General features: G+C 70.8%; 23 protein-coding genes. 1 reads left to right on the plus strand and 22 read right to left on the minus strand.

Features of this window, described 5'->3' with window-relative positions; all coding sequences use genetic code 11:
* Positions 1–5: 5 nt before the first annotated feature.
* From rplW to rpsJ, 4 genes are read right to left on the minus strand one after another with little or no spacing between them, the layout of a single operon-like run.
* Positions 6–308: a 50S ribosomal protein L23 gene (rplW, locus tag ACULK2_RS13780; protein ID WP_155052791.1), complete on the minus strand. Its 303-nt coding sequence runs from the start codon at positions 306–308 to the stop codon at positions 6–8.
* Entirely contained in the window at positions 305–964 is a 660-nt protein-coding gene (gene rplD / locus ACULK2_RS13785) for a 50S ribosomal protein L4 (protein WP_445968420.1), read from the minus strand. Before rplD ends, rplW begins: the two co-directional genes overlap by 4 nt.
* A gap of 1 nt (position 965) precedes the next feature.
* Positions 966–1,622: a 50S ribosomal protein L3 gene (gene rplC / locus ACULK2_RS13790; RefSeq protein ID WP_445968421.1), complete on the minus strand. Its 657-nt coding sequence runs from the start codon at positions 1,620–1,622 to the stop codon at positions 966–968.
* An 8-nt stretch (positions 1,623–1,630) separates the two neighbouring features.
* Positions 1,631–1,939, minus strand: coding sequence for a 30S ribosomal protein S10 (gene rpsJ / locus ACULK2_RS13795; RefSeq protein WP_017201594.1), 309 nt, complete (start codon positions 1,937–1,939; stop codon positions 1,631–1,633).
* A 525-nt stretch (positions 1,940–2,464) separates the two neighbouring features.
* Here rpsJ and ACULK2_RS13800 point away from each other — a divergent pair.
* Positions 2,465–2,914, plus strand: a complete 450-nt coding sequence (locus tag ACULK2_RS13800; RefSeq protein ID WP_445968422.1) for an OsmC family protein — start codon at positions 2,465–2,467, stop codon at positions 2,912–2,914.
* On the opposite strand, the gene ACULK2_RS13805 is transcribed toward ACULK2_RS13800, so the two are convergent.
* The 18 genes from ACULK2_RS13805 to rpoC all read right to left on the minus strand — a co-directional run bounded on the left by ACULK2_RS13805 (position 2,820) and on the right by rpoC (position 26,048).
* A complete protein-coding gene (locus tag ACULK2_RS13805; protein WP_445968423.1) occupies positions 2,820–3,989 on the minus strand; it encodes an acyltransferase family protein in 1,170 nt (389 codons plus the stop codon). The two genes, ACULK2_RS13800 and ACULK2_RS13805, sit on opposite strands and share 95 nt — an antisense overlap.
* Before the next feature lie 139 nt (positions 3,990–4,128).
* Complete coding sequence (gene tuf, locus ACULK2_RS13810) at positions 4,129–5,322, minus strand: elongation factor Tu (RefSeq protein ID WP_166548732.1); 1,194 nt, start codon at positions 5,320–5,322, stop codon at positions 4,129–4,131.
* A gap of 113 nt (positions 5,323–5,435) precedes the next feature.
* Entirely contained in the window at positions 5,436–7,550 is a 2,115-nt protein-coding gene (fusA, locus tag ACULK2_RS13815; RefSeq protein WP_445968424.1) for an elongation factor G, read from the minus strand.
* 96 nt (positions 7,551–7,646) lie between these two features.
* Positions 7,647–8,117 (minus strand): 30S ribosomal protein S7, encoded by a 471-nt coding sequence (rpsG, locus tag ACULK2_RS13820; RefSeq protein WP_067948599.1) that lies wholly within the window; start codon positions 8,115–8,117, stop codon positions 7,647–7,649.
* Positions 8,117–8,491 carry a 30S ribosomal protein S12 gene (gene rpsL / locus ACULK2_RS13825; protein WP_022889720.1) on the minus strand — a complete coding sequence of 125 codons (375 nt, stop codon included), beginning with the start codon at positions 8,489–8,491 and terminating at the stop codon, positions 8,117–8,119. The genes rpsG and rpsL overlap by 1 nt, the downstream gene beginning before the upstream one ends.
* Before the next feature lie 300 nt (positions 8,492–8,791).
* On the minus strand, positions 8,792–9,439 hold the full coding sequence (locus tag ACULK2_RS13830; RefSeq protein ID WP_445968425.1) for a spermidine/putrescine ABC transporter substrate-binding protein: 648 nt from the start codon (positions 9,437–9,439) through the stop codon (positions 8,792–8,794).
* Between the two features lie 75 nt (positions 9,440–9,514).
* Positions 9,515–9,991, minus strand: coding sequence for a DUF6121 family protein (locus tag ACULK2_RS13835; RefSeq protein ID WP_445968426.1), 477 nt, complete (start codon positions 9,989–9,991; stop codon positions 9,515–9,517).
* A 79-nt stretch (positions 9,992–10,070) separates the two neighbouring features.
* On the minus strand, positions 10,071–10,982 hold the full coding sequence (locus ACULK2_RS13840) for a hypothetical protein (protein ID WP_445968427.1): 912 nt from the start codon (positions 10,980–10,982) through the stop codon (positions 10,071–10,073).
* Positions 10,979–11,524, minus strand: coding sequence for a hypothetical protein (locus ACULK2_RS13845; RefSeq protein ID WP_445968428.1), 546 nt, complete (start codon positions 11,522–11,524; stop codon positions 10,979–10,981). The genes ACULK2_RS13840 and ACULK2_RS13845 overlap by 4 nt, the downstream gene beginning before the upstream one ends.
* Positions 11,524–12,138 carry a hypothetical protein gene (locus ACULK2_RS13850; RefSeq protein WP_445968429.1) on the minus strand — a complete coding sequence of 205 codons (615 nt, stop codon included), beginning with the start codon at positions 12,136–12,138 and terminating at the stop codon, positions 11,524–11,526. Before ACULK2_RS13850 ends, ACULK2_RS13845 begins: the two co-directional genes overlap by 1 nt.
* A complete protein-coding gene (locus ACULK2_RS13855) occupies positions 12,135–13,412 on the minus strand; it encodes a hypothetical protein (RefSeq protein WP_445968430.1) in 1,278 nt (425 codons plus the stop codon). Before ACULK2_RS13855 ends, ACULK2_RS13850 begins: the two co-directional genes overlap by 4 nt.
* Positions 13,413–13,422: 10 nt before the next feature.
* Positions 13,423–13,722, minus strand: coding sequence for a hypothetical protein (locus ACULK2_RS13860; protein ID WP_445968431.1), 300 nt, complete (start codon positions 13,720–13,722; stop codon positions 13,423–13,425).
* An 86-nt stretch (positions 13,723–13,808) separates the two neighbouring features.
* Positions 13,809–14,099 (minus strand): WXG100 family type VII secretion target, encoded by a 291-nt coding sequence (locus ACULK2_RS13865; RefSeq protein ID WP_400996246.1) that lies wholly within the window; start codon positions 14,097–14,099, stop codon positions 13,809–13,811.
* 142 nt (positions 14,100–14,241) lie between these two features.
* Complete coding sequence (locus tag ACULK2_RS13870; protein ID WP_445968432.1) at positions 14,242–18,723, minus strand: type VII secretion EssC family protein; 4,482 nt, start codon at positions 18,721–18,723, stop codon at positions 14,242–14,244.
* On the minus strand, positions 18,720–19,895 hold the full coding sequence (locus ACULK2_RS13875) for an RDD family protein (RefSeq protein ID WP_445968433.1): 1,176 nt from the start codon (positions 19,893–19,895) through the stop codon (positions 18,720–18,722). The genes ACULK2_RS13870 and ACULK2_RS13875 overlap by 4 nt, the downstream gene beginning before the upstream one ends.
* 123 nt (positions 19,896–20,018) lie before the next feature.
* Positions 20,019–21,158: a hypothetical protein gene (locus tag ACULK2_RS13880; RefSeq protein ID WP_445968434.1), complete on the minus strand. Its 1,140-nt coding sequence runs from the start codon at positions 21,156–21,158 to the stop codon at positions 20,019–20,021.
* 150 nt (positions 21,159–21,308) lie between these two features.
* Entirely contained in the window at positions 21,309–21,983 is a 675-nt protein-coding gene (locus ACULK2_RS13885) for a hypothetical protein (protein WP_445968435.1), read from the minus strand.
* Positions 21,984–22,145: 162 nt separating this feature from the next.
* Positions 22,146–26,048: a DNA-directed RNA polymerase subunit beta' gene (gene rpoC / locus ACULK2_RS13890; protein WP_445968436.1), complete on the minus strand. Its 3,903-nt coding sequence runs from the start codon at positions 26,046–26,048 to the stop codon at positions 22,146–22,148.
* Positions 26,049–26,078 lie beyond the last annotated feature (30 nt).

Below are 26,078 nucleotides of genomic sequence, written 5' to 3' on the forward strand. Positions count from 1 at the left end.
GCTCCTTAGCCGACGTTCGTGAAGATGTCGATCGAGCCGGACTTGAGGGTGACGATCGCGCGCTTGGTGTCCTTGCGCTTGCCCATGCCGAAGCGGGTGCGACGCGTCTTGCCCTGACGGTTGAGGGTGTTGATCGAGGCGACCTGGACGTTGAAGATCTTCTCGATGGCGAGCTTGATCTCCGTCTTGTTCGAGCGGGGGTCCACGATGAACGTGTACTTGCCCTCGTCGATCAGGTTGTAGCTCTTCTCCGAGACCACCGGCGCGATGATGATGTCGCGGGGGTCCTTGTTGTGCGCGGCGCTCATGCGGAGACCTCTTCCTTCTTCGCCGTCTTCGCGGCGATGAACGCCTCGAGCGCGGCCTTGCTGAAGACGATGTCGTCGGAGACGAGCACGTCGTAGGCGTTCAGCTGGTCGACCGGCAGCACGTGCACGGTCGGGATGTTGCGGACCGCACGCTCCGACAGCTCCTCGTCGCGCGCGAGCACGACGAGCTGGTGCTTGGACGGGGCGACCGACGCGAGGAGCGCGACGGCGTCCTTCGTCTTCGCGGTCTCGCCTGCGAGCGCCTCGACCGCGTGGATGCGGCCGCCGCGAGCGCGGTCGGAGAGCGCGCCGAGCAGAGCCGCGGCGATCATCTTCTTGGGGGTCCGCTGCGAGTAGTCGCGCGGCTGCGGGCCGTGGACGACGCCACCGCCGGTCATGTGCGGCGCGCGGATCGAGCCCTGGCGGGCGCGGCCCGTGCCCTTCTGCTTGAAGGGCTTGCGGCCGGCGCCGGAGACCTCGCCGCGGGTCTTGGTCTTGTGCGTGCCCTGACGCGCGGCGGCGAGCTGGGCGACGACGACCTGGTGGATCAGCGGCACGTTGGTCTGCACGTCGAAGAGCTCGGCGGGCAGTTCGATCGAGCCGGACTTCTTCCCGGTGACGTCGAGGACGTCGATGGTGTTGTCGGCGGTAGCCAATTTAGGCTCCCTTCACAGCGTTGCGGACGAACACGAGACGGCCGCGCGCGCCCGGGACGGCGCCCTTGACGAGCAGCAGGCCCTTCTCGGCGTCGACGGCGTGCACGCGGAGGTTGAGGACGGTGACGCGCTCGCCACCCATGCGACCGGCCATGCGCATGCCCTTGAAGACACGGCTCGGGGTCGAGGACGCACCGATCGAACCGGGCTTGCGGTGGTTGCGGTGGGCACCGTGCGACGCGGAGACGCCCGCGAAGTTGTGGCGCTTCATGACACCGGCGAAGCCCTTGCCCTTCGACGTGCCGACGACGTCGACCAGCTGGCCGGCCTCGAAGGTGCCGTCGATGGTGAGCTCCTGGCCGAGCGCGTAGTCCGCGGCGTCGGCGGTGCGCACCTCGGTCACGTGGCGGCGCGGCGTGACGCCGGCGGCCTCGAAGTGACCGCTGAGGGGCTTGGTGACCTTGCGGGGGTCGATGGCGCCCGAGGCGATCTGGACGGCCGCGTAGCCGTCGCGCTCCTGCGTGCGGAGCTGGGTGACCACGTTGGGGGCGATCTCGATGACGGTGACCGGGATGAGCTTGTTGTTCTCGTCCCACACCTGGGTCATGCCCAGCTTGGTGCCGAGCAGACCCTTCACGTTCTTTGCAGTGGTGGACATGTCGTACCTCAGAGCTTGATCTCGATGTTGACGTCGGCCGGAAGGTCGAGACGCATGAGCGAGTCGACGGCCTTGGGCGTCGGGTCCACGATGTCGATCAGGCGCTTGTGGGTGCGCATCTCGAAGTGCTCGCGGCTGTCCTTGTACTTGTGGGGCGAACGGATGACGCACACCACGTTCTTCTCCGTCGGAAGCGGCACGGGGCCGACGACCGTGGCGCCCGCGCGGGTCACCGTGTCGACGATCTTCCGCGCCGAGGTGTCGATGACCTCGTGGTCGTACGACTTCAGTCGAATGCGGATCTTCTGTCCCGCCATTGCTGACTCTCTCTCTGTCAAGGCGTCTTACCCCTTCCGAGGGCATCGGACGCCGCGTAGCCACTTCATGTGAAGCACCACTGTTCTTCTGTCAAAGGCCGGTGATCGAGCCTGTCGAAGCCACCCCGCTTGCGCGGTGGCCTCGGCACGCTCGACCTTCGAGCCCCAACCGACCCCCGCGCTCGGGCGTGTCGCACTCGCGAAAACGGGCATGGGCATGCAGGTGCGAACCCATGCTCGAAATGGTGGTGGTCGGTTGTGTGTCCTGCTGCCCGCGGCCTAGCCTGACCCGTGGGGCTCCGTGGAGCTTCGGTGGCTATGCACTGCCTGGCAGTGATCCGAACGGAGCGCAGCAAGGCACGCCGTTCGAAATGTTGAACTCAACGAGTTTGCCATATCCGGGTGCTTCCGTGCAACCCGGGCGTGTCGCGACCGGGCGGCTCACCGGATCCTCACAGTCGAGCGGATGCCGCGGCGGCCCTCGGCGTGGTGGAATCGGTGGACGGTGAGCCGAGGGAGGACTCGATGACGGAGCACGCGCACGCGGTCGGCGAGCGGATCGGACCGGGCAGCGTGTCGGTCACGCGAACCGGCACGCGCACGTACGAGGGCCTCAACGAGCGCGGGTCGACCGTGCTCATCGGCCCGGTCGATGCGCCCGGGCACTTCACGCCGGGCGAGCTGCTGAAGCTCGCGCTCGCGGGGTGCGCGGGAATGAGCGCCGACTCGGTCGCCGCCCGTCGACTGGGGAACGACGTCGCGATCACCGTGTGGGCGCACGGCACCTCGGAGGACGACAACCGCTACCGGGAGATCGACGAGGAGATCATCGTCGACCTCTCGGCGCTCGAGCCGGCGGAACGCGAGAAGCTCGCCGGGATCATGGCGCGCGCGATCGCGAAGGCGTGCACGGTCGCGCGGAGCGTCGACGGCGCGATCGAGCTTCGGACGACGATCGACGGCATCGAGATCTGACGCCCCCGAACCGGGCCGGGTCCTCGATCCAGCGCTTCGAGGCCGCCGCGACGGCGAACGAGGCGACCACGAGGAGCACCATCAGCCAAGGCGGACTCGGCATGCCCGTGAAGAACGGCACGAACATGAAGATCGGCCAGTGCCAGAGGTAGAGCGAGTACGAGATGTCGCCGGTCCACTGGACCGGCGGGAGACCGGTCACGCGAGCCGGTGACCACGGTGCCGCGGGCATGCCGGCCCAGATCACCGCGAGCGCGCCGGCGACGGGGACGAGCGCGACGAGCCCGGGGAACACCTCGGGCGAGCGGAAGGTCGCGATCGGCACGGCGATGAGGACGAGGCCGAGCCATCCGGTCACCGCCCTCGTCCGCTCGCGCCCGGGGCGCACCTCCGGCGCGAGGATGGCGAGGATGCCGCCGACGCCGAACTCCCAGACCCGGGTGAAGGTCGAGAAGTACGCGAGGTTGTGGTCCTGGGCCGTCAGGGCGACGTTCCAGGCGAACGATGCGACGGTCGCGGTGCCGAGCACGACGAGCAGCGCCCGTCGCGGGTCGCGCGCCCGGCGCGCGGCGAACGCGATGGCGGCGATGATGAGCAGCGGCCAGGCGAGGTAGAACTGCTCCTCGACCGAGAGCGACCAGAAGTGCTGGACGGGAGTCGAGGCCAGGTCGTCGCGCGCCGGGTCCTGCGAGTCCGCGGCGAGCAGCCAGTTCTCGAAGTAGAGCGCGCTCGCGATGACCTCGCGGAAGTAGGCGCGCCACTCCGATCGAGGCACGACGAGGGAGGTGAGCACCGTGACGACGGCGAGCACGGCCATCGCGGCGGGCAGGATGCGCCGAGCCCGACGGAGGTAGAAGTCCCGGAGGGAGATCCGCCCGGTGCGGGCGGACTCGCGCAGCAGCAGCGCGGTGATGAGGAAGCCCGACACGACGAAGAACACGTCGACCCCCATGTAGCCGGCCGGGGCCACGGCGGGCCACCCGTGGTGCAGCACGACGGCACCCACCGCGAGGGCGCGGAGAGCCTGGATCTCGGGCCGCACGGCGGCTCGCGTTCGGATCGACGGGGGAACCATCCGGACAAGGCTAACCCGAGGGGTCCTCGGAAGGGATGCCGTGCCCGGATCTGGACGCGGTGGCGCCGCTGTGCTACCGGACACGACGAAGGGGCCGGGCCCGAGGGCCCGACCCCTTGCAGGTCGCGATCGCGAAGAACTACTTGATGATCTTCGTGACGGTACCGGCGCCGACCGTGCGGCCACCCTCGCGGATGGCGAAGCCGAGGCCCTCCTCCATGGCGATCGGCTGGATGAGCTCGACCGTCATGTCGGTGGTGTCGCCGGGCATGACCATCTCGGTGCCCTCGGGCAGCGTGATGACGCCGGTGACGTCGGTGGTGCGGAAGTAGAACTGCGGGCGGTAGTTCGCGTAGAACGGGTTGTGACGGCCGCCCTCGTCCTTCGAGAGGATGTAGGCAGTGCCCTCGAAGTTCGTGTGCGGGGTGACCGAGCCCGGGGCCACGACGACCTGGCCGCGCTCGACGTCCTCGCGCTTGGTGCCGCGGAGCAGGAGACCGCAGTTCTCGCCGGCCCAGGCCTCGTCGAGCTGCTTGTGGAACATCTCGATGCCCGTGACCGTGGTCTTCTGCGTCGGGCGGATGCCGACGATCTCGACCTCGGAGTTGATCTTCAGCGTGCCGCGCTCGGCGCGACCCGTGACGACCGTGCCACGACCGGTGATGGTGAAGACGTCCTCGATCGGCATGAGGAACGGCTTGTCCTTGTCACGCACGGGGTCGGGGATCGAGTCGTCGACGGCCTCCATGAGCTCGAGGACCGAGTTGACCCACTTCTCGTCGCCCTCGAGCGCCTTGAGGCCCGAGACGCGGACGACCGGAGCGTCGTCGCCGGGGAAGCCCTGCGACGAGAGCAGCTCGCGGACCTCGAGCTCGACGAGCTCCAGGATCTCCTCGTCGTCGACCATGTCGGCCTTGTTCAGCGCGACGAGCAGGTAGGGCACGCCGACCTGCTTGGCGAGCAGCACGTGCTCGCGCGTCTGGGCCATCGGGCCGTCGGTCGCCGCGACCACGAGGATCGCGCCGTCCATCTGGGCCGCACCGGTGATCATGTTCTTGATGTAGTCGGCGTGACCAGGGGCGTCGACGTGCGCGTAGTGGCGCTTCGGCGTCTCGTACTCGACGTGCGAGATGTTGATCGTGATGCCGCGCTGGCGCTCCTCGGGAGCGGAGTCGATCGACGCGAAGTCGCGCTGCACGTTGGTGGCCGACGGGTACTTGTCGGCGAGCACCTTGGAGATCGCTGCGGTGAGCGTGGTCTTGCCGTGGTCGACGTGACCGATCGTTCCGATGTTGACGTGCGGCTTGGTCCGCTCGAACTTGGCCTTAGCCACTGTGGGTCCTCCTCAGGATCCGTGTAGCAGCACCGGGCGCCGGATTGCGACCGGTGTGCTACGGGGTTGTGTTGTTATGTTACGCGAACCTGTCGGTCCGTGCGTTCGGGCGCTTATTCGCCCTTGTTCTTCTGGACGATCTCCTCGGCCACGGCCTTCGGGACCTCCGCGTAGCTCTCGAACTCCATCGAGTACACCGCGCGGCCCGAGGTCTTGGACCGCAGGTCTCCGATGTAGCCGAACATCTCCGAGAGCGGGACGTGCGCACGCACGACCTTCACGCCGGCGGCGTCCTCCATCGACTGGATCTGGCCGCGGCGCGAGTTCAGGTCGCCGATGACGTCGCCCATGTACTCCTCGGGAGTACGGACCTCGACGGCCATCAGCGGCTCGAGCAGGACGGGGTTCGCCTTCCGAGCGGCCTCCTTGAAGCCCATCGAACCGGCGATCTTGAACGCCATCTCCGAGGAGTCGACGTCGTGGGCGGCACCGTCGACGAGGGTCGCCTTGACGCCCACCATCGGGTAGCCGGCGAGGATGCCGACCTGCATCGCGTCCTGGAAGCCCGCGTCGACCGACGGGATGTACTCGCGCGGGACGCGACCACCCGTGACGGCGTTCTCGAACTCGTAGGTCTTGTCACCCTCGACCTCGAGCGGCTCCAGCTTGAACTGGATCTTCGCGAACTGGCCCGAGCCACCCGTCTGCTTCTTGTGGGTGTAGTCGTGACGGTCGACGGCACGCTTGATGGTCTCGCGGTAGGCGACCTGCGGCTTGCCGACGTTCGCCTCGACCTTGAACTCGCGCTTCATGCGGTCGACGAGGATGTCGAGGTGCAGCTCGCCCATGCCCTTGATGACCGTCTGGCCGGTCTCCGGGTTGAGCTCGGTGCGGAAGGTCGGGTCCTCCTCGGCGAGCTTCTGGATGGCCGTGCCGAGCTTCTCCTGGTCGGCCTTGGTCTTCGGCTCGATGGCGACCTCGATGACGGGCTCCGGGAAGGTCATCGACTCGAGGACGACCTGGTTGTCCGGGTCGCACAGGGTGTCGCCGGTCGTGGTGTCCTTGAGGCCGATGACGGCGTAGATGTTGCCGGCGGTGACCGAGTCGACCGGGTTCTCCTTGTTGGCGTGCATCTGGAAGATCTTCCCGATGCGCTCCTTCTTGCCCTTGGTCGAGTTGATGACCTGGGCACCGGAGTCGAGGCGACCCGAGTACACGCGCACGTAGGTGAGGCGACCGAAGAACGGGTGCACCGCGACCTTGAACGCGAGCGCCGAGAACGGCTCGGTCGCGTCGGCGTGGCGCTCGATGATCTTCTCCTCGTCGCGCACGTCGTGGCCCTGGACTGCGGGCACGTCGAGCGGCGACGGCAGGAAGTCGATGACGGCGTCGAGCATGGGCTGGACGCCGCGGTTCTTGAACGCCGAGCCGCAGAGCACGGGGTAGATCTCGCTGTTGACGGTGAGCTTGCGGATCGCGCCCTTGATCTCGGCGACCGTGAGCTCCTCGCCGCCGAAGAACTTCTCGAGCAGCTCGTCGCTGGTCTCGGCGACGGTCTCGAGCAGCTGCTGGCGGTACTCCTCGGCCTTGTCCTTCAGGTCGGCCGGGATCTCCTGCACCTCGTACTTGGCGCCCATCGTCACGTCGCCCTTGGCGTCGCCGGGCCAGACGAGTGCGCGCATCTCGATGAGGTCGACGACGCCGATGAAGTCGTTCTCGGCGCCGATCGGGAGCTGCAGCACGAGCGGCTTCGCGCCGAGGCGCTTCACGATCGTGTCGACGGTGAAGTAGAAGTCCGCGCCGAGCTTGTCCATCTTGTTGACGAAGCAGATGCGGGGGACGTCGTACTTGTCGGCCTGGCGCCACACGGTCTCGGACTGGGGCTCGACGCCCTCCTTGCCGTCGAAGACGGCGACCGCGCCGTCGAGCACGCGGAGCGAGCGCTCGACCTCGACCGTGAAGTCGACGTGACCGGGGGTGTCGATGATGTTGATCTGGTTCTTGTTCCAGAAACAGGTGACCGCGGCGGACGTGATGGTGATGCCGCGCTCCTTCTCCTGCTCCATCCAGTCGGTGGTCGAGGCGCCGTCGTGCGTCTCGCCGATCTTGTGGTTGACGCCCGTGTAGAACAGGATGCGCTCGGTCGTGGTGGTCTTGCCGGCATCGATGTGCGCCATGATGCCGATGTTGCGGACCTTGTTCAGGTCGGTGAGCACGTCAAGTGCCACGGGGTTCCTCCGGATGTTCAGGAAGGGAAGGGTGGGGGGTGAGCGGATGCCGCGTGGCCGCCGCGAGCGCGAGGCCCGCGGCATCCGCTCGGCCCGCTACCAGCGGTAGTGGGCGAACGCGCGGTTCGACTCGGCCATCTTGTGGGTGTCCTCGCGGCGCTTGACCGCGGCACCCAGGCCGTTCGAGGCGTCGAGGATCTCGTTGGTGAGACGCTCGGTCATGGTCTTCTCGCGGCGGGCCTTGGCGTAGCTGGTGAGCCAGCGCAGCGCCAGGGTGTTCGCACGGTGCGGCTTGACCTCGACGGGGACCTGGTAGGTCGAGCCGCCGACGCGGCGCGACCGGACCTCGAGGGTCGGGCGCACGTTGTCGAGGGCCTTCTTCAGGACCGCGACGGCGTCCTGGCCGGACTTGTTCGCGACGTTCTCGAGCGCCTCGTAGACGATGCGCTGGGCGAGGTCCTTCTTGCCGTCGACGAGGATCTTGTTGACGAGCTGGCTGACGACCGGCGAGCCGTAGACGGGGTCTGCGACGACGGGGCGCTTCGGAGCGGGTCCCTTGCGAGGCATTACTTCTTCTCCATCTTCGCGCCGTAGCGGCTGCGAGCCTGCTTGCGGTTCTTGACGGCCTGCGTGTCGAGGGCGCCGCGGATGATCTTGTAGCGGACACCCGGGAGGTCCTTCACACGACCGCCGCGGACGAGCACCATCGAGTGCTCCTGCAGGTTGTGGCCCTCACCGGGGATGTAGGCGGTGACCTCGGTGCCGTTCGAGAGCTTCACGCGAGCGACCTTGCGGAGCGCCGAGTTCGGCTTCTTCGGGGTGGTGGTGTACACACGCGTGCACACGCCGCGCTGCTGGGGGTTGGCCTTCAGGGCGGGAGCCTTGGTCTTGGTGACCTTCGGCGAGCGACCCTTGCGGACCAACTGCTGAATGGTTGGCACTGCTTCTCCTTGTTGGTGCTGCACGGTGACAGCGTTGATGGATTTCACATCACGACCCACCGGCACCGCCGAGCGGCGCTGCCTTCAGTGGTGGGTATGCCGTGGGGGCGTCCCGGCCGTGCGGCCGGTGCCCTGGTGTGCGCCCTGTGAGAACCCGTTCCGGTCGCGGGGATCGGAGGATCCGCGGGCACGGCACGAGCGCGCGGCAACGCGCACACCCGACCAATGGTAATCCGGCGTCACGATGCGGTCAAATGGCCGCCGCACGCCCACGGCGAACATCCGGCGGCCGCCGCCCGTTCAGTTCGACCAGCCCGGGGCGTCGAGTTCGCGGTCGAGGTCGGCGAGGAGCTCGGCCACCTGCGGCTCGACCAGCCGCTCGACGGCGTTCGCGATGCGCTGCCGGTGCCTGGCGAGTTCGGCGCAGATCCGCCGGCCGAGCTGTTTGGCGAAGTCGTCGGCGAGGCGCACCTCCTCGCGGAGGGCCTCCTTCTCCTGCGGCGTGAAGGGACGTGGCGCGGGCTCGGCGGCCTCGGCCGCGGCATCCGCCTCGAGTCCCTGCAGGGTGAACAGGAACGGTTCGCCGGGCGTCGGGTCGGGGTCGAGGTCGAGGCCGAGGAACTCCGGATCGAGGCCCTCGCCCGCTCGATAGGGGCGCCGCGCCTTGCGCTCCTCGGCCAGCCGGATCTCGCGATGGAGCATGGGCAGGTTCCTGGCGGTGTAATCGTCGACCGCGCCGTCGATGATGCCCTTCATGCGCATCGAGAACGCGTGCTGCACCGGGTGCGGCACGTCGACGTCGAGCCCGGCCGCCGCGAGGATCGGCGAGCCGAAGCACCGCGTGCACAGGCGCACCCGACCGCGATGCGTGCCCGGCCGCCACCGCGGGAGCCACGCCAGCCAGCGGTCGACCTCGTGGCTCACCCGGGCCTCGACCGATCCCTCCACGCGGTTCACCCTACTGCCGGCGGGCGCGTGCGACGGCGAAGCGGTGAACGGATGTCCGGCTGCGGCCGGTCCGGATCACTGCTCGTCGTCGCGCTCCCACGGCCACCTCGGCCGCTCGACTCCGCCCTCGCCCGCGCGGACGGTCACGGCGGCCAGCAGCGCCACGAGCGCGCTGGCGATCGGGATGATGAGGCCGAACCCGACCGACATGAACGACAGCGCGAAGAGGAACGCGGCGAGGATCGTCCCGGTGGATGCCGCGTACGCGATCGTGCCCGCGACCACGCCCGTCGCCCAGGTGACGAGGAGCGCGAGGCCCGCGAGCGACCACGACCGGATCCCCCGCCCGAGGGTCGTCCCGAGGAGCAGCAGGAGCGCGCCGACGGCCGCGCCGATCGTGATCGGTCCGACGAGCCGCCCTGCGGCGGGATCCGGGATCGGCTCGAGGTCGGCGAGCAGGCTCACGAACCCGAAGGTCGCGACGATGAGCGCGAGGTCGAGGGCGGCCGCGAAGCCGGCGACGGGCCATGCGGAGACCGGGTTCGACGCCATTCTCCGAGCCTACGCCGGTGCGTCGCGGCCCGCCCGGATCGCCCGCAGCACACGCCGCCGCCGCACTCCCCCTCGCCGCTCAGCGCGTGCGGGCGAGCGCGGGAACGAGCGGGTCGCGGTCGGGCAGGCCGATCGCGCGGGCCGCACGCCCGACCGGGTCGTCGATGAGCAGCAGCCCCGGTTCGTGCGGAACGGCCGGCGCGGCGATCAGGCCGCGGCGGACGAGCACGTCGTAGGCGGCGGCGAGCTCCGCCCTGGCGTGATCCACGGCCTCCGGATCCGACCGCGCGAGGGCCGCCGCGACCTGATCGCCGCCGTCGCGTCGCGCTCGGGCGACCGCATCGCCGAATTCCTCGCGCACCTCCGCCACCCGCGCCGCCTCGTGCTCCCTGACGGCCCGCGGAATCCGCACTCGTCGGAGCGTCGTCGTCACGGCCATGCCGACGAGGGCGATCCCGCTCAGGAGGGCGACCACGACCGCGACGACCAGTCCGCCTCCGGCACGTCCGGCCTGGACGGCCGTCGCGACCGAGGCCGACGCGCCGAAGCCGGCGACGATCCACGCCATCGTCGTGTCGCCCGCCGTCACGCGCCGACGGGGCGACCAAGGCACGACGAACGCCATCACGACCGCGCCGATGGCGAGCGCGACGGCCGACGCGACCACCTCGGACTCGAGGCCGAGGTTCCCCCGGCTGAAGAACAGGGCGTACGCCACCGCGACGGCCAGGGATGCCACGACGTATCCGGCCGTCACCGCGTGGTGGGGCATCAGGATGGCGGCGACGCCGGGCTCCTCGTCGGCGAGCTGCGCGAGCCGGCGCTCGCGCCACTGCCGGAGCTCACGAGCCGAGCGGAGGCCGAGCGCCGCGAGCGCGTCGCGCGTCTCGGGCAGCCCCGCCAGCGCACGACGGTCGAGTTCGTCGCGGCGGACGGCGAGCGCCGTCGAGTCGGCGCGTTCGGCCCACTCGGCCGCCGTCCCCTGGCTCATGCGACGAGCTTCAGCGACCCGACGATCGCGTCGGCGTGCGCCTGCATGAGCCCGATGACGTCGCTGTGCGCCTCCTCGGCGACCACGTAGCCCGTGAGGTCGTCGAGCGGAAGGCCGTACACGAGACCGGCGAGCGGGGCGCCGTCGGCGGCGTCGCGATCGCTCACGTAGGCGATGCGCTGCCCGCGACGCACGAGCTCGGTCTCGAAGGTCGCGACCGCCGGGTCGATCCGCGGCGTCGTGCCCGGAGGCAGCCAGGCGAGCGCACCCTCGCGCTCGTCGACCCGCCGTTCGACGAGGCCCACGTGGAGCACGCCCGTCGCAGGCACCGACTCCGGGCGGAAGAAGAGCGAGGTGACACCGCCCGTCCGGCGGCGTGCCAGCGCCTCGCGTGCGGCGCCCTCGAACGCCGCGAGGTGGGCGCCGAACGGTCCGTTGGCGAGGCGCATGCGCTGCTCGGCGATCCAGAGGCCGTCGGCCGCGGCATCCGGTTCGGGCATGACCGCCCACACGCGCTCGTCGTACGAGATCTCGAACCGCATCAGGCGCCGCTCCAGCGGAAGGTCGCCAGGATGGCATCGGCGAGCAGGCCGAACTCCTCCGCGGTCTCGTCGTCGAGGCGTTCGCCGCCCGCGGCGAGGGGGACGACCGCCGTGAACACGAGCGCCTCGCGCCGGCCCGTCCCGGGGATGGCGACGAGGTAGTCGAACGAGCGCGTCCGGAGCATCCCTCCGTCGATCCGGTGCGACGAGTCCGACGTCCAGCGCATGACGACGCGGGCGTCGTCCAGCGGCCGCGCACCGCGGGTCCGCACGAGTTCGGCGACCTGCCCGTCGAGCGTCGCCCCGGCGGCCCCGACGACCCGCGCGGCCGTGATCGCGAGCGGGAGCATCCGGTCGGCGGGCACCGAACGCTGGTAGACGAGCCGTACCGGATCGCGGCGCAGGAACTCGTCGGACGCACGCCGGACCAGGGCTCGGAACCGCGCATCGAGGTCGGGGCGGTGCTCCGCGCGCATCTTCGCGGAGACCGCGCCGAGCAGTTCGTCGAAGGTCTCCCGGGTCGGCTCGACCGAGACCCACCCGGGCGGCAGGAGGAGCACGAACGGCGGGACCGGCGTGCGGGCGGAACCGGTCAGTTCGTCGCGGAGACTCACCGCCACGAGTCCACCAGCCGATCCTCGGCGGACTCGGCGACCTCGCCGGTGATGAAGTCGGTGATCTGGATGCCCTGCGCCCACGGCTGCTTGGAGCCGGCCACGATGTCGACGATGCCCGCTGCGCCCGAGTCGACGGAGTCCGCGAGCGAATCCCCGACGCCCCAGAGCCGACCCAGGAAGACGTCGGAGCTGTTCGAGAGCTGCGTGGTCTCCATCACGTACCGCCATCCCGCCGAGGTCTCGCGCACCATCTGGCTCACGACCGACGTCTGGACCCACGGGACGAGGTTGTCACCGGCGTTCCAGGCATCCGCCGCGTTGCGGCCGATGGTGCCGACATGCGTGCGCAGGGCGCTGACGTCGTCGAACCCGAGGAAGAGCCCGATCGGCTTGCCGACCCGTGCCAAGGCGCTGCCCTCGCCTGCCGCGGCGAAGATGCGTCCGAGCTTGCCGAACGGGATGACGCCCACGATCGCGAGCCCGAGGTCCATGCCGTTCTTCCGCCCCTTCGCGTACAGCACGATCGTGGCGGCCAGCGTGATGAGCGCGGCGGCGGTCGCGAGGATCGCGACGAGGGGGCCGCCGACGATCAGGGCGGCGACGAAGAGCACGAGACCCACGACCTCGAGCACCTCGACGATGAAGTCGAGGACGGGCAGCGCGTCGTCCCAGAATCCGTCCTCGACGCCGTCCTCGTTCGCCTCCTCGAGACCGGTGAGCGCGGCGTCGTACGCGGCATCCCAGGTGTCGTAGAAGCCGTCGAACGTCGCGGCGGCCTCGCGCCACTCCTCCTCGGCCGTCTGCAGCGCGCCGTCGGCCTGGGCCTGCGCATCGTCGCGCGTGGAGGTGGAGCCGTCGGGGTCGGCCGGGGTGCCGTCGGCCTCGTCGACCGCCGAGGCGCGGCTGCGCACCGTCTCCCACAGCTCCTCGCACCGGCGGACCGCGGAGTCCAGCCGCCACTGCACGTCGGCGACCGCCTCGCCGTAGGCGCGCAGCGCAGTGCCGCTCGGCGAGTAGCGCAGTCCCGCGGTCCGGAGGTCGGCGTGCACCTCCTCGGCTTGGTCGCGGACCGCGTCGAGCGACTCGCCCCGGCCGACCTGGCCGTCGGCGATCAGACGGAGCGTGCTCGCGGCCTTCTGCATCCGCAGGCCGAGGTCCTCGATCGCGGTGCCGCGTTCGATGATGTCCGAGGCGTCGCCCTCGAGCCGCTCGATCTCGCGACCCTTCGGCGAGTCCGGCATGAACCGGTGGAAATACGCGCTGTCGCCCATGCTCAGTCCGTCACGTCGTCTCGAGCTGGGCGGCGAGGTCGCGGTCGAGCGACGCCCAGCCGTCCTTCACGGCCTCGACCCGCTGCTGGAGCTCGACGAGGTGCCCCTTGAGCGTCTCGCGCTTGTCGTCCCACGCGGCCTCGAACTCGTCGGCGGCGTCGCGGAGGCCCGAACGGCCCATGGGCCGGCCGATGGCCTCGACGAGCCGGCCGGTGCGACCGCCGGCCTCGTCGAACTCGACCACGATGTCCTTCAGGGCCTGGTCCAGCTCCTGCATCGAGGTCAGCGGAATCTCGACTCCGTCTCCCACGGGTGCTCCTCACCTGATGATCACGGGGCGTGCGGTGGAACGCCGTGCGGCGGCCGGCGGGTGGCCGGCCGCCGCACGGCGGAGGGTCAGCGACCGGCGAGCTGCTGGTCGAGGTCCTGGATCGCCTGCATCATGCCGCGGAGGGCCTCGCCCATCTCGCCGATGCCGTCGACGGCGTTCTTCAGGCCGGTGGTGAGCTCCTCGTAGCCCTGGCCGAACTTGCCCGAGGCGTGCTGGGTCTTGAAGTCGTTGCCGAGCAGGTTGTCGACGGAGCTCTTGAGCTGGTCGAGCTGCGACTGGATGTCGTCGCGCGCATCGGACAGCTTGCTCGCCATCGCCTCCATCTCGCCGTACGAGGCGCCGAAGTCTGCAGCCATGGTGGAACCTTCCTTCGTTCGGGATGTGCCCGCGACTGCGAGCCGGTGTCAACAGACTACGGATGCCTCGGGCGACGGCCCATGGGGAGCACTCCCCACCCGCCGGGTCGATCCGGCCGGGTGCCGCGGCCGCCGCACTCGATCATCCGACGAGCGGCATCTGGACGGTCGTGACGCGGCCGTTCTGGACGAAGATCCCGCGACCCTCGGGGAAGTCGGAGCGCTTGACCTTCGGGAACGGCGTCTTGAAGACCGAGTCGCCGTCGTAGGCGTCGGGTCTCAGGGCGACGCCGCGGCGTCCGGCCTTGAAGTCGCCCACGAATCCGAACCCGCTCGACAGGTTCGCCACGTCGGCGTCGCCCACGAGGAAGTGGTCACTGCGGTTGACGGCCTGGAAGAGCTCCTTCAGCGGCCGCTCGGCGTCGGAGTCGGCGAACTGCGTCACGTTCTCGACCGCGATGAGGTAGCGCCCGGGCACGGTGGGATCGCCGATCACGTCGAGGAGCTCGCGGGCGAGCGCCTTGACGTCCTCGACGCTCGTGGCGCTGCGCATCCAGTCCACGTGGCCGGCGAGCGCCGCGCGGCGACCCGCCATGTGGAACAGCCGCACCTCGGGGTCGTGGCGGCGCACGGCGTCGATGACGGCGCGCATCGCGGTCGTCTTGCCGCTCTGCGGCGGACCGGTGATCGCGAACGTGCCGACGGGTTCGAAGCCGATCGGTGCGAGCGTGTCATCCGAGAGCCCCAGGGCCGGCTCGCCCATGATCGAGCTCGGCAGCTCGTGGGCGCCGAAGGACGCCGGAAGCGACCGGATGGGTGCGACCTCGACGGCCCCGGCCGCACGCAGGCGGTCGGCGAGCGCACCCTGCGCCTTCGTCTGCTCGGCGACGTTCGCGGTGCCGCCGAGCACGGCGACCTGCGTCTCGAGCCCGTCGACGATCGCCCGGCCCGGCGCCGAGCGATCGTCGAGCACGTCCTTCGGCACGCCGAGCACCTGGTAGCCGCTCTCGTCCGAGAGGCGGAGCACGATGCGCTTGGTGACGTTCGCGCTCACCGCGGTCGGCACCGCGCCCGAGCGGTCGGCGGTCGCGACGACGTGCACGCCGAGCGGCCGGCCCTCGGCGAGCAGCCGCATGACGATGTTGTAGAACGGCATCCGGACCGTCGTGGAGTCCCAGTCGGCCTTGAACTGCGCGAAACCGTCGATGAGCAGCAGCACGCGCGGTTCGCGGATGCCGCTGAGCTCGCGGTACTCGGTGAGGCTGGCCGCGTTCGCCGCGCTGAACGCCCGCCCGCGGCGATCGAGCAGTTCGTCGAGCGTACGCAGGAGCCGCTGGATGCGCTCGGGGTCGTCGCCCGCGATGACGGAGCCGACGTGCGGCAGCGCCTCGAGCGAACGGAGCGCGCCCGAACCGAAGTCGAGCCCGTACACCTCGGTGCCGCCGAGCTCGGGGCGCATGCCGATCGAGACGGCGAGCGTGCGAAGCAGCGTCGACTTGCCGGAGCCGCTCGTGCCGTACACGAGCATCGCGCCGTCGCGGTCGGGGACGAACGACATGGGCGCCTGGAGCTGGCGCTCGGGCACGTCGGCGAGGCCGAACACGACCTCGCCGTCGCCGAGCATCGGAAGCTCCTCGACGGCGACGGTGGTGGCGAGGTCGTCGAGCCAGGGGCGCCGTGGCGCCGGGATGCCGGCGGCCGTCGCGGCGCGGATGAACGCGTCCACCATGCGCTTCTGGTCGTTCGGCCCGGGGTCGCCCGCGTGCACGTCGTCGTCGGCGACGCCCTCGCGCTCCCAGACGATCGTGGAGCCGAAGCGGAGCTCGGCGAGCCGCACGTCGGCGGCCCCGGGCTCGTCGCTCGTCCATCCTCCGGCGTACGCCGACTGGAACGGCACGAGTCGTCCCGGCCCGGTCTTGGCGATGCCGCGACCCGGGATCCCGGGATCGAACCCCGCTGCGACGCCGTCGCCGACGACGTCGCGCGAGTCGGATTCGTCGGCCATGCGCAGCGCGACGCGGAGGTTGGTGTTCGCGCGCAGGTTGTCCTTGATGACGCCTGCCGGGCGCTGCGTGGCCATGATCAGGTGGATGCCGAGCGAGCGGCCGCGCTGGGCGATGTCGACGACGCCGTCGACGAACTCGGGCACGTCGCCCGCGAGGGCGGCGAACTCGTCGATCACGATGACGAGCGCGGGCGGCGTCTCCGGGTCCTGCCGCTTCTCCAGCTCGAGCAGGTCCTTCGCCTTCTTCCGGTTGAAGAGGTGCTCGCGGTGGTGCAGCTCGGCGCGAAGGCTCGTGAGTGCGCGACGCACCAGGTGCGGGCTGAGGTCGGTCACGAGCCCGACGCAGTGCGGCAGCTCGACGCAGTCGGCGAACGCCGAGCCGCCCTTGTAGTCGACGAACAGGAAGCTCACCCGGTCAGGGCTGTACTCGGCCGCCATGCCGAGCACCCACGCCTGCAGGAACTCGGACTTGCCCGCGCCGGTCGTGCCGCCGACGAGCGCGTGCGGACCCTGCGTGCGCAGGTCGAGGGTCATGGCGTCCGGGCTGCCCTGCCCGACGAAGGCCTTGAGCGTCCCCGCCCGCCTGAGGCGCGGCAGCTTCGCGCCCGAACGGTCGATGATCGAGGCGTTCTGCCGCCACCGCTCGACCACGCTCTCGGCGTCGTGCGCCATCTCGCCGCCGATCAGCGAGAGCATCGAGACGCTCCGCGGCAGGTCGCTCGAGTCCTCGACGACCGTGCTGGCGTCGACCACCGGCGCGAGCCGGCGGGCGAACACCTCGGCGTAGCGGAGCGAGACGCCCTCGACCGCGACGTCGGCGTAGTCGACGCCCGACCGCACGACGCCGACCCGGGCGCGGTCGAGCCCGTTCGCGACGTCGACGAAGGTGCGGCACGCGGCCGGCAGCGACTCGACCGTGGGGGCGACGAAGACCGCGTGGATGCCGACCTCCGCACCGCGCTCGATCAGCTGGACGAGCCGGGGGCGATCGACGGGCGCCTCGGCCGAGACGATCAGGATGAGGGCGGAGTCGGGTCGCGCCTCCTCGCGCACCCCGCCCGGCGTGCCGATGCGGGACCCGCGTGCCATCGATCCGTCCTCGTCGGCGAGCGGTCCACGACGGACCGGTGCCGCGGAGAGGCGCTGCAGGATGAGCTCCTCCAGCGAGTTGAGGAGCGCCGCGCCCGCCGACGCACTGTCGGCGAGCGCCGCCCCCGCGACCGGGTTCCGCTCCCCCGAGGTGTGCGGCAGCCACTTCAGCCAGTCGAGCTCGCGGCTCCAGGCGGGGTCGACGATCGCGGCCGCGACGACGTCGTTCGGCGCGTGCAGTCCGAACAGCTGCACGGCGAGGCCGCGCAGCGCGTCTGCGGCGTGATTCGCCGGACCGGCGATGCCGAGCGCGCCCGAGCTGGGCAGGAGCTCCATGACCGGCACGTCGTCGATGTCGCGGTAGCGCTCGCGCAGGACGTCGACCTGCCTCGCGTACTTCGGGATCCCGTCGCTCGCGCCCTCGGAGTCGCGGATCGAGTTCCGGCTGCGGGCGCGCCCGACGCCGAGGCGCAGCGCGAGGAAGTTCCAGTGCTCGGGGCGCCGGGTCCAGAGCATCGGGCCGAGGCGCATCGCCTGTTCGTACACGGTCGCCACCGGCGGCGTCTCGTCGTGGCGGCGCTCGCGTTCGACGTGCCGCTCGCGCTCGAGCTGCTCCTCGAGCTCCTCGAGCCGCACCTCGAACGTCTCGACCTCGCGCTGGAGCTTCCTGCCGCTGCCCATGCGCTGGCCCATGTAGTTGGCGAGGAGCATGATCGGCGTCAGCACGACGATGAGGAGCGACGCAGGCCGCTGCGTGATCGCGAAGATGCCGAGGCCCATGAGCACCGGCGAGGCGATCATCGGCCACGGGAAGAGCCGGGGCGTCTCCTCGCTCGGCACGCGCGGCTCGGGATGCGCGGTGCCCGGGTACCGCGCCTCGACGCGGGGCGACCGGTTGAACATCAGGGCCCCGCCGCGCTCGAGCACGGGGTCGGTCGCGGCATCCGTGCCGGCGACGGCGCTGAACGAGACGACGGTGTCGCCGATCGTGACCCGGACGCCGGGGAGCGCGCGCACGCGCGCGACCTGGCCGCCGTCGACGAGGAGGCCGTTGGCCGAGTTCAGGTCGACGAGCTCGACCGCCTGGTCGACCTCGACGCGGGCGTGCCGCTTCGAGACGAGCGGATCGGCGAGCACGACGTCGGCGTCGGCGGCGCGGCCGATGACGCCGTGTCCGCGGCGCACCGGGAACTCGCGTCCGGCATCGGGGCCCGAGTGCACGTGCATGACGGCGACCGGGGCGTCGGTCGCCGCGGTCCGTGCCGCCGGCGAGACGACGGCCGCGTTGAAGCCCGACCCGATCGGGGCGTCGGCGGCGAGCGTGCCCGGGTCGAGCACGACGGGTTCGGAAGAGGTGGGCGGTGCGACGGCGAGCGTCAGCGGGCCGGGGTGGGCGGGCAGGTGCGCCGCGGCGGGGTCGGTCTCGGCGACGGCGCGCGCGACGTCGCCGACCGTGGCGGTCGCGTCGGCCGTGACGACCACGTCGACCCCGGCGCCGGACTGACGGCGCAGCCCGAGCTTGAGCCTCATGCGCGCACCGCCTCGACGCGGAACTCGAGTCCGCCCAGGCGGACCGCCGAGCCCGGCGGCACGACGTGCGGCACGCCGGGCTCGAGCTCGCGCTCGACGCCGGCCGCGTCGACGAGGGACGTGCCGTTGCTCGACCACCGGTCGGTGACGCGGATGCCGCGGCCGTCGACCTCGACGGCGGCGTGCGTCTTCGACAGCCCCATGGTGGGGTCGGTGAGCGGGACGAGCGCCGCGTCGGCGGGGTCGGCGTCGCTCCGCGCCGGGCCGCGCCCGAGCAGGATGGTGCCGGATGCCGCGATCCGCGCGCCGTCGGCGAAGACGAGCGTGGCTGCGGGCCCGAGAGACGGCCCGGGAGCCGGCCCGGGGGCCGGCGCACCGAGCGGCGGCGGGGTCCACCCGCCGGGCGCGGCCTCCGACGCGCCCTGCGAGGACGGCGGCGCGGCGACCACGCCTGAGCTCGATCGCGCCGCCGGGATGAACGTGCGCTCGTCGACGCCGCGCTCGGACGCCAGCGAGGGCAGGGTCGCCCGCCGCGCGAGCGGCTCCGACTCCACCTGCCGGCGCGCGTGGCGCAACGCCTTCGCATCGAACGGGTCGAGCCCGTTCCTCGCGTCGACCACGAGACAGCGCCCGATCCGGTCGAGCCAGCTTCGGCCGCGGCCCTCCGGATCCCAGAGACCCGAGCTGAAGCACAGGGCGGGGCCGATGACGGGCAGCACGGCCTGCGAGAACCAGAGCACGAGGGCGCGGAGCGTCACGCGCCAGAACCCCGGCCGCTCGAAGGTCGCGACGTTCACCGAGCGCAGGCCGACCGAGGCCTTGCCGATCGTCACCCCGCGACGACCGTGCAGCGCGAGTTGGACGATGCCGAGCACGCCGACGAGGAGTTGCCCCACGCCGACCAGGACGAGCGGGCCGACGAGCGCCGCGACATCCGCCGCGCTCTGGAACGCCCCGGCGCCGGTCGCCGTCACTGCGACGACGAGCTGCGCCCAGCCGATCACCGCCGGCACCGCGACGAGCACCCACACGGCCGCGTCGATCGTGAACGCGGCGGAACGACGACCGTTCGGAGCGGGCACGAGCCCGAGGGCCGCGGCGTACGCGGGGTCGGGCCGACCGTCGGGACCGGTGCCGGGGACGGGCTCGGCGGTCTGCATCGTGATGCTCAACAGCGCTCCTCGGGTGTGCAGGGTCAGGGAGCCACCCAAGCAGGCCGGGTGCGCCACGTCGATGGGGAGCGCTCACCATTGGCGAGCGCACCCCAGACGAGGGTACCCGGAGCGCAGCCTCCGCTAGCGCGCGGAGGTCACCGGCCGCGGGCCTGCCGCGAGCTGCCGGTCGTACTCCTCGCGCGCCCGGATGTTGCGCTCCCCGACCGTCCGGCCGCGTGCCGCGATCCAGCCGCCGAACCAGATCGGCAGCTCGCGCGCGACGATGAAGGCGATGATCGCGAACGGGTCGACCCAGCGCTCGGCGATGAAGTCCGCAGCCTGCTGCGGGGTGAACTGCCACGCCGCGACGGTCAGCAGGGCACCGCCGATGTAGGACAGGTACACGAGGATTCCGACGCCCAGGCCGAACACCGCCCAGGCCCACCATGCGGCCCGGTTGAGGATCGCGGCGAGCAGCGCGAACGCCAGGAAGAAGAAGATCACCGGGATCCAGAACACGGGCTGCGCGAGGAACTCGGTGTAGACGCGGACCCCGTCGCCCCGCCCCGCGCCGTACCACGTGATCACCAGGTACGAGATGCCGGCGTAGAGCAGCGCGAACGCGACCGTGGCGATGAGCCCGACGAGCACGCCGAAGCCGCGATTTCCCTTCTCGCGCGGCGGGGTCGGCGCCTGGACGTAGATCGTCTGCGGAGCCGGCGGTGCGGGGGCCGTGGGGGCCGCGGTCGCGGCGCCCGCTCCGGCCGCGGCACCGATGCCCGCGGCGCCGACGGTCTCCGGCACGCCGGTCTCACGGCGGACCTCCTGGGCGCGCACGGGCTCGGGGGTCTCGTCGATCTCGGTGGTGTCGTCGACCGGCGGATGCTCCGTACGTGCCCGTTCCACGGCGGCGTCGAGCTCCGAGCGCTCGACGGGGGCATCATCGCGGTCCGCGAGCGGGTCGTACGCCTCGGGCGCGACGGTCGTCGGCTCGGCGGAGGACTCGGCCGCACCCTCGGTTCCGGTGAACGCGTGCTCCTCATCGCCGGACGTGGTCGGGTCGGTCGCGGCATCCGGGTGCTCGACGCGGTCGACGTGCTCCGCATCGGGAGCCGTCGGGTCCACCTCCGCCTGCGCGGCGGACACGTCATCGGTCGTGGCATCCATGACGGAGGGCGTCTCCGCGGCGGTCGTTCCGTCGTCGGCGACGGGCCGATCGGGCAGGCCGTCGCCGTCGAGATCGCGGCGGTCGGGCTCGGATCCGGGGGTCGTGCTGCTCATCGTCCGCTCCTTCCGGGCAGGACCGTACCGCCCGTGGTGCGGCTCACTCTAGCAATGCGGCACCGTTCGGGCGCGGATCGCGCGCGGCGCTTCGCGGTCGTGGCGGCGCCGTTCGGAACGGCGCGTCGGGCTCGCGCCCGCTCACGCGGATCAGGCGAAGAGCTGTGCGGCGATGTCGAGCGTGTAGCCGCTCACGGCCGGGCCGTCCCAGCGCGTGGCGATCCAGAGCCCCTCGCGGATGAAGTGCGACTCGCCGGCGGAGCCCGCGACACCCTCCCACTCGGCGATGCAGCGCGTGCCGCCCTCCTCCTGGTAGCACTCCTGGCCGGCGGCCTGGAACGCCGCGATCACGGCGGCGGTCTGCGCCTCGTCGAGGCTCGCCACGTCGGTGACGAGTCCGATGCGTCCGTCGCCGCCCTCGGGCGGAAGCCAGGAGCACGTGAGCTGCGAGGTCTCCTGCAGGATCGGAAGGGCGCCAGGGTCGTCCGTGCCGAACAGCGCGGGGGCGCCGTCGGCGGTCGACCACTCGGGGTTGAGGACGTACCCGGGCGCGAAGGTGCTGGACCAGTCGAAGGTGTAGATCGCCGCGCAGTCGGTCGGGATGCGCTCGTCGCGGACCGGCTCCGGCGTCGGGACCGCCACCGGCGAGGGGGCGATCTCGGCGGAGGGCGCGGGGCGCGACTGCGAGGTCGGCTCGGCCGACTCGCTGCCCGGCGCAGGCAGCGCCAGCGCGGCGACGAGCGCGACGACCGCGATCACCAGCGCGGACGCGGCGACGATGAGCAGCGTCCTCGATCGGCGGGAGGCGGGGGCGGCGTCTGGCATGTGGGCTCCGGGTCGGATTCGGATGGGGCGACCGCCCGAGATACTAGCCCGCGCACCTGAGTGTCGTCATCAGGTGCGCCGGATCGGACGACGAACGGCCCCGGATCGCTCCGGGGCCGTTCGTGCGATCGCGGGCGGCGGCGTGGCCGCCGCCCGCGTGGATCAGCTGTAGTTGCCGGGGGTGAAGTCGTCGCTCGAGAACGAGTCGAAGTCGACGAAGCTGAGGTCGCCCTCGGTGAACGACGCGTCGTCGGCGAAGATGCGGTTCGGGTACCGCTCCGCCTTCGCCTCCTCGGTCGCCTCGACGGTGACGTTCCGGTACTTGGCGAGGCCCGTACCGGCCGGGATCAGCTTGCCGATGATCACGTTCTCCTTGAGGCCGACGAGCGGGTCGGACTTGCCCTCCATGGCGGCCTGCGTGAGCACGCGGGTCGTCTCCTGGAAGGACGCCGCCGACAGCCACGACTCGGTCGCGAGCGAGGCCTTGGTGATGCCCATGACCTCCTGGCGCGCCGACGCGGTCTTCCGGCCCTCGGTGAGCGCGGTCCGGTTGATCTCGTTGTACCGCGAGCGGTCGACGAGCTCACCGGGCAGCAGGTCGGTGTCGCCGTGGTCGACGACCGTGACCTTGCGGAGCATCTGCCGGACGATGACCTCGATGTGCTTGTCGTGGATCGGCACGCCCTGCGAGCGGTACACGTCCTGCACGCCGTTCACCAGGTGCTTCTGCACCTCGCGCACGCCCTTGACCCGGAGGACCTCCTTCGGGTCGACCGTGCCGACGATCAGCTGCTGGCCGAGCTCGACGTGCTGGCCGTCCTCCACGAGCAGCGTCGAACGCTTGAGCACGTTGTACGCGATGGGCTCGTCGCCGTTGTCGGGCGTGAGGATGACCTTGCGCTGCTTCTCGGTCTCGTCGATCGTGATGCGGCCCGGGGCCTCGACGATGGGCGACGCACCCTTGGGGGTACGGGCCTCGAAGAGCTCCTGCACGCGGGGAAGACCCTGCGTGATGTCGTCGGCCGAGGCCGAACCACCGGTGTGGAAGGTGCGCATCGTGAGCTGGGTGCCGGGCTCGCCGATGGACTGGGCGGCGATGATGCCGACCGCCTCGCCGATGTCGACGAGCTTGCCCGTCGCGAGCGAACGGCCGTAGCACTTCGCGCACACGCCGACCGCCGACTCGCAGGTCAGGACCGAGCGGACCTTGATCGACTCGACCCCGGCCGCGACGAGCTTGTCGATGAGCACGTCGCCCACGTCCTCGCCCGCCTCGGCGACGACCTCGCCCTTGGCGTCGACCGCGTCCGCGGCGAGCGACCGGGCGAACACCGAGTTCTCGACGTTCGGGTCGCGCACCAGGGTGCCCGCGGCGTCGACCGCCGCGATCGGCATCTCGAGGCCCTTGCCCGTGCCGCAGTCGTCCTCGCGGATGATGACGTCCTGCGAGACGTCGACCAGACGACGCGTGAGGTAGCCCGAGTCGGCCGTACGGAGGGCCGTGTCGGCCAGGCCCTTGCGGGCACCGTGCGTGGCGATGAAGTACTCCGCCACGCTCAGCCCCTCGCGGTACGAGGAGATGATCGGACGCGGGATGATCTCGCCCTTCGGGTTGTTCACGAGGCCTCGCATGCCGGCGATGTTGCGCACCTGCAGCCAGTTACCACGAGCGCCCGAGGTCACCATGCGGTTGATGGTGTTGCCCTGGTTCGCCGCGAACTCCTCCTGCATGGCCTTCGCGACCTCGTCGGTCGCCTTGGTCCAGATCTGGATGAGCTCCTGACGACGCTCGAGGTCGGTCGTGAGACCCTTCTCGAACTGCGACTGGACCTTCGCGGCCTGCTTCTCGTACTTCGACACGATCTCGCGCTTCTGCGGCAGCTCGACGATGTCGGAGAGCGCGACGGTCACGCCCGAACGGGTCGCCCAGCGGAAGCCGGCGTCCTTGATCCGGTCGAGCGTCGCGGCAACCTCGGTCTTCGGGTAGCGCTCGGCGAGGTCGTTGACGATCTGCGAGATCTGCGACTTGCCGGCCTGCGCGTTGAAGTACGGGTAGTCCGCGGGAAGCGCCTCGTTGAAGAGGGCGCGACCGAGGGTCGTCTCCATCAGGAACGGCTGACCCGCGACGAAGCCCTCGGGCTCCTGGCCCTCGGCGAAGTGCAGGTCGTCGAGGCGGATCTTCACCGTCGCGCCGAGGTCGAGCACGGGCTCGCCCGGACGGTTCTGGTCGAACGCGAGGATCGCCTCGGCGATCGACGAGAACGCACGGCCCTCACCGGCGCCGCCCTCGATGACCGTCGTCAGGTGGTGCAGGCCGATGATCATGTCCTGCGAGGGCAGGGTCACCGGACGGCCGTCCGACGGCTTGAGGATGTTGTTCGACGCCAGCATGAGGATGCGGGCCTCGGCCTGCGCCTCGACCGACAGCGGCAGGTGCACGGCCATCTGGTCGCCGTCGAAGTCCGCGTTGAACGCGGCGCAGACGAGCGGGTGGAGCTGGATGGCCTTGCCCTCGACGAGCTGCGGCTCGAACGCCTGGATGCCGAGGCGGTGCAGCGTGGGCGCACGGTTCAGCAGCACGGGGCGCTCGCGGATGATCTCCTCGAGCACGTCCCACACCTGCGGGCGCGAACGCTCGACCATGCGCTTGGCAGCCTTGATGTTCTGCGCGTGGCTGAGGTCGATGAGGCGCTTGATGACGAACGGCTTGAAGAGCTCGAGCGCCATCTGCTTGGGCAGACCGCACTGGTGCAGCTTCAGCTGCGGGCCGACGACGATGACCGAACGGCCCGAGTAGTCGACGCGCTTGCCGAGCAGGTTCTGGCGGAAGCGACCCTGCTTGCCCTTGAGCATGTCGCTCAGGGACTTCAGGGCGCGGTTGCCGGTACCGGTCACGGGGCGGCCGCGGCGGCCGTTGTCGAACAGCGCGTCGACGGCCTCCTGCAGCATCCGCTTCTCGTTGTTCACGATGATCTCGGGCGCGCCGAGGTCGAGCAGGCGACGGAGGCGGTTGTTGCGGTTGATCACTCGGCGGTACAGGTCGTTCAGGTCGGAGGTCGCGAAGCGGCCGCCGTCGAGCTGGACCATCGGACGCAGCTCCGGCGGGATCACCGGGACGACGTCGAGGACCATCGCGGCCGGCGAGTTGCCGGTCTGCAGGAACGAGTTGACGACCTTGAGCCGCTTGATCGCGCGGATCTTCTTCTGGCCCTTGCCCTCGGCGATCTGCAGGTGGAGGTCCTCCGCCTCGGCGGCCAGGTCGAACGACAGGAGGCGCTTCTTGATCGCCTCGGCGCCCATGTAGGCCTCGAAGTACATGCCGAAGCGGTCCTGGAGCTCCTGGAAGACCGAGTCCTCGGGCTTCAGGTCGCCGACCTTCAGCGTGCGGAAGTCCTCCCACACGCGCTCGAGGTGCGCGATCTGCTCGTCGCCCGACTTGCGGACGCCGGACATCTCCTTGTCGGCCGCAGCCTCGGCGCGCTTCTTCTGGTCGGACTTGGCGCCCTCGGCCTCGAGTGCCGCGAGCTCCTCCTCCTTGCGCTGCATGAGCTCGGCGATGCGAGCGTCGCGGGCGTCGCCGATGGCCTTGATCTCGAGGCGGAGCTCGTTCTCGAGGCCGGGCATGTCGGCGTGACGACCCTCGTCGTCGACGTCGATCACCATGTAGGCGGCGAAGTAGATGACCTTCTCGAGGTCCTTCGGCGCCATGTCGAGCAGGTACCCGAGGCGCGAGGGCACGCCCTTGAAGTACCAGATGTGCGTCACGGGCGCGGCCAGCTCGATGTGGCCCATCCGCTCGCGGCGGACCGAGGACTTGGTGACCTCGACACCGCATCGCTCGCAGACGATGCCCTTGAAGCGGACGCGCTTGTACTTGCCGCAGGCGCACTCCCAGTCGCGGCTGGGTCCGAAGATCTGCTCGCCGAAGAGCCCGTCCTTCTCGGGCTTCAGCGTGCGGTAGTTGATGGTCTCGGGCTTCTTGACCTCGCCGTAGGACCACTTGCGGATGTCCTCGGCGGTCGCCAGGCCGATACGGAGCTCATCGAACGTCGTTGCGTCGAGCAATTTCTCTCCTAGATTCCTGAAGTCGTTCTC

The sequence above is a fragment of the Agromyces molybdatiresistens genome, from assembly GCF_052748445.2.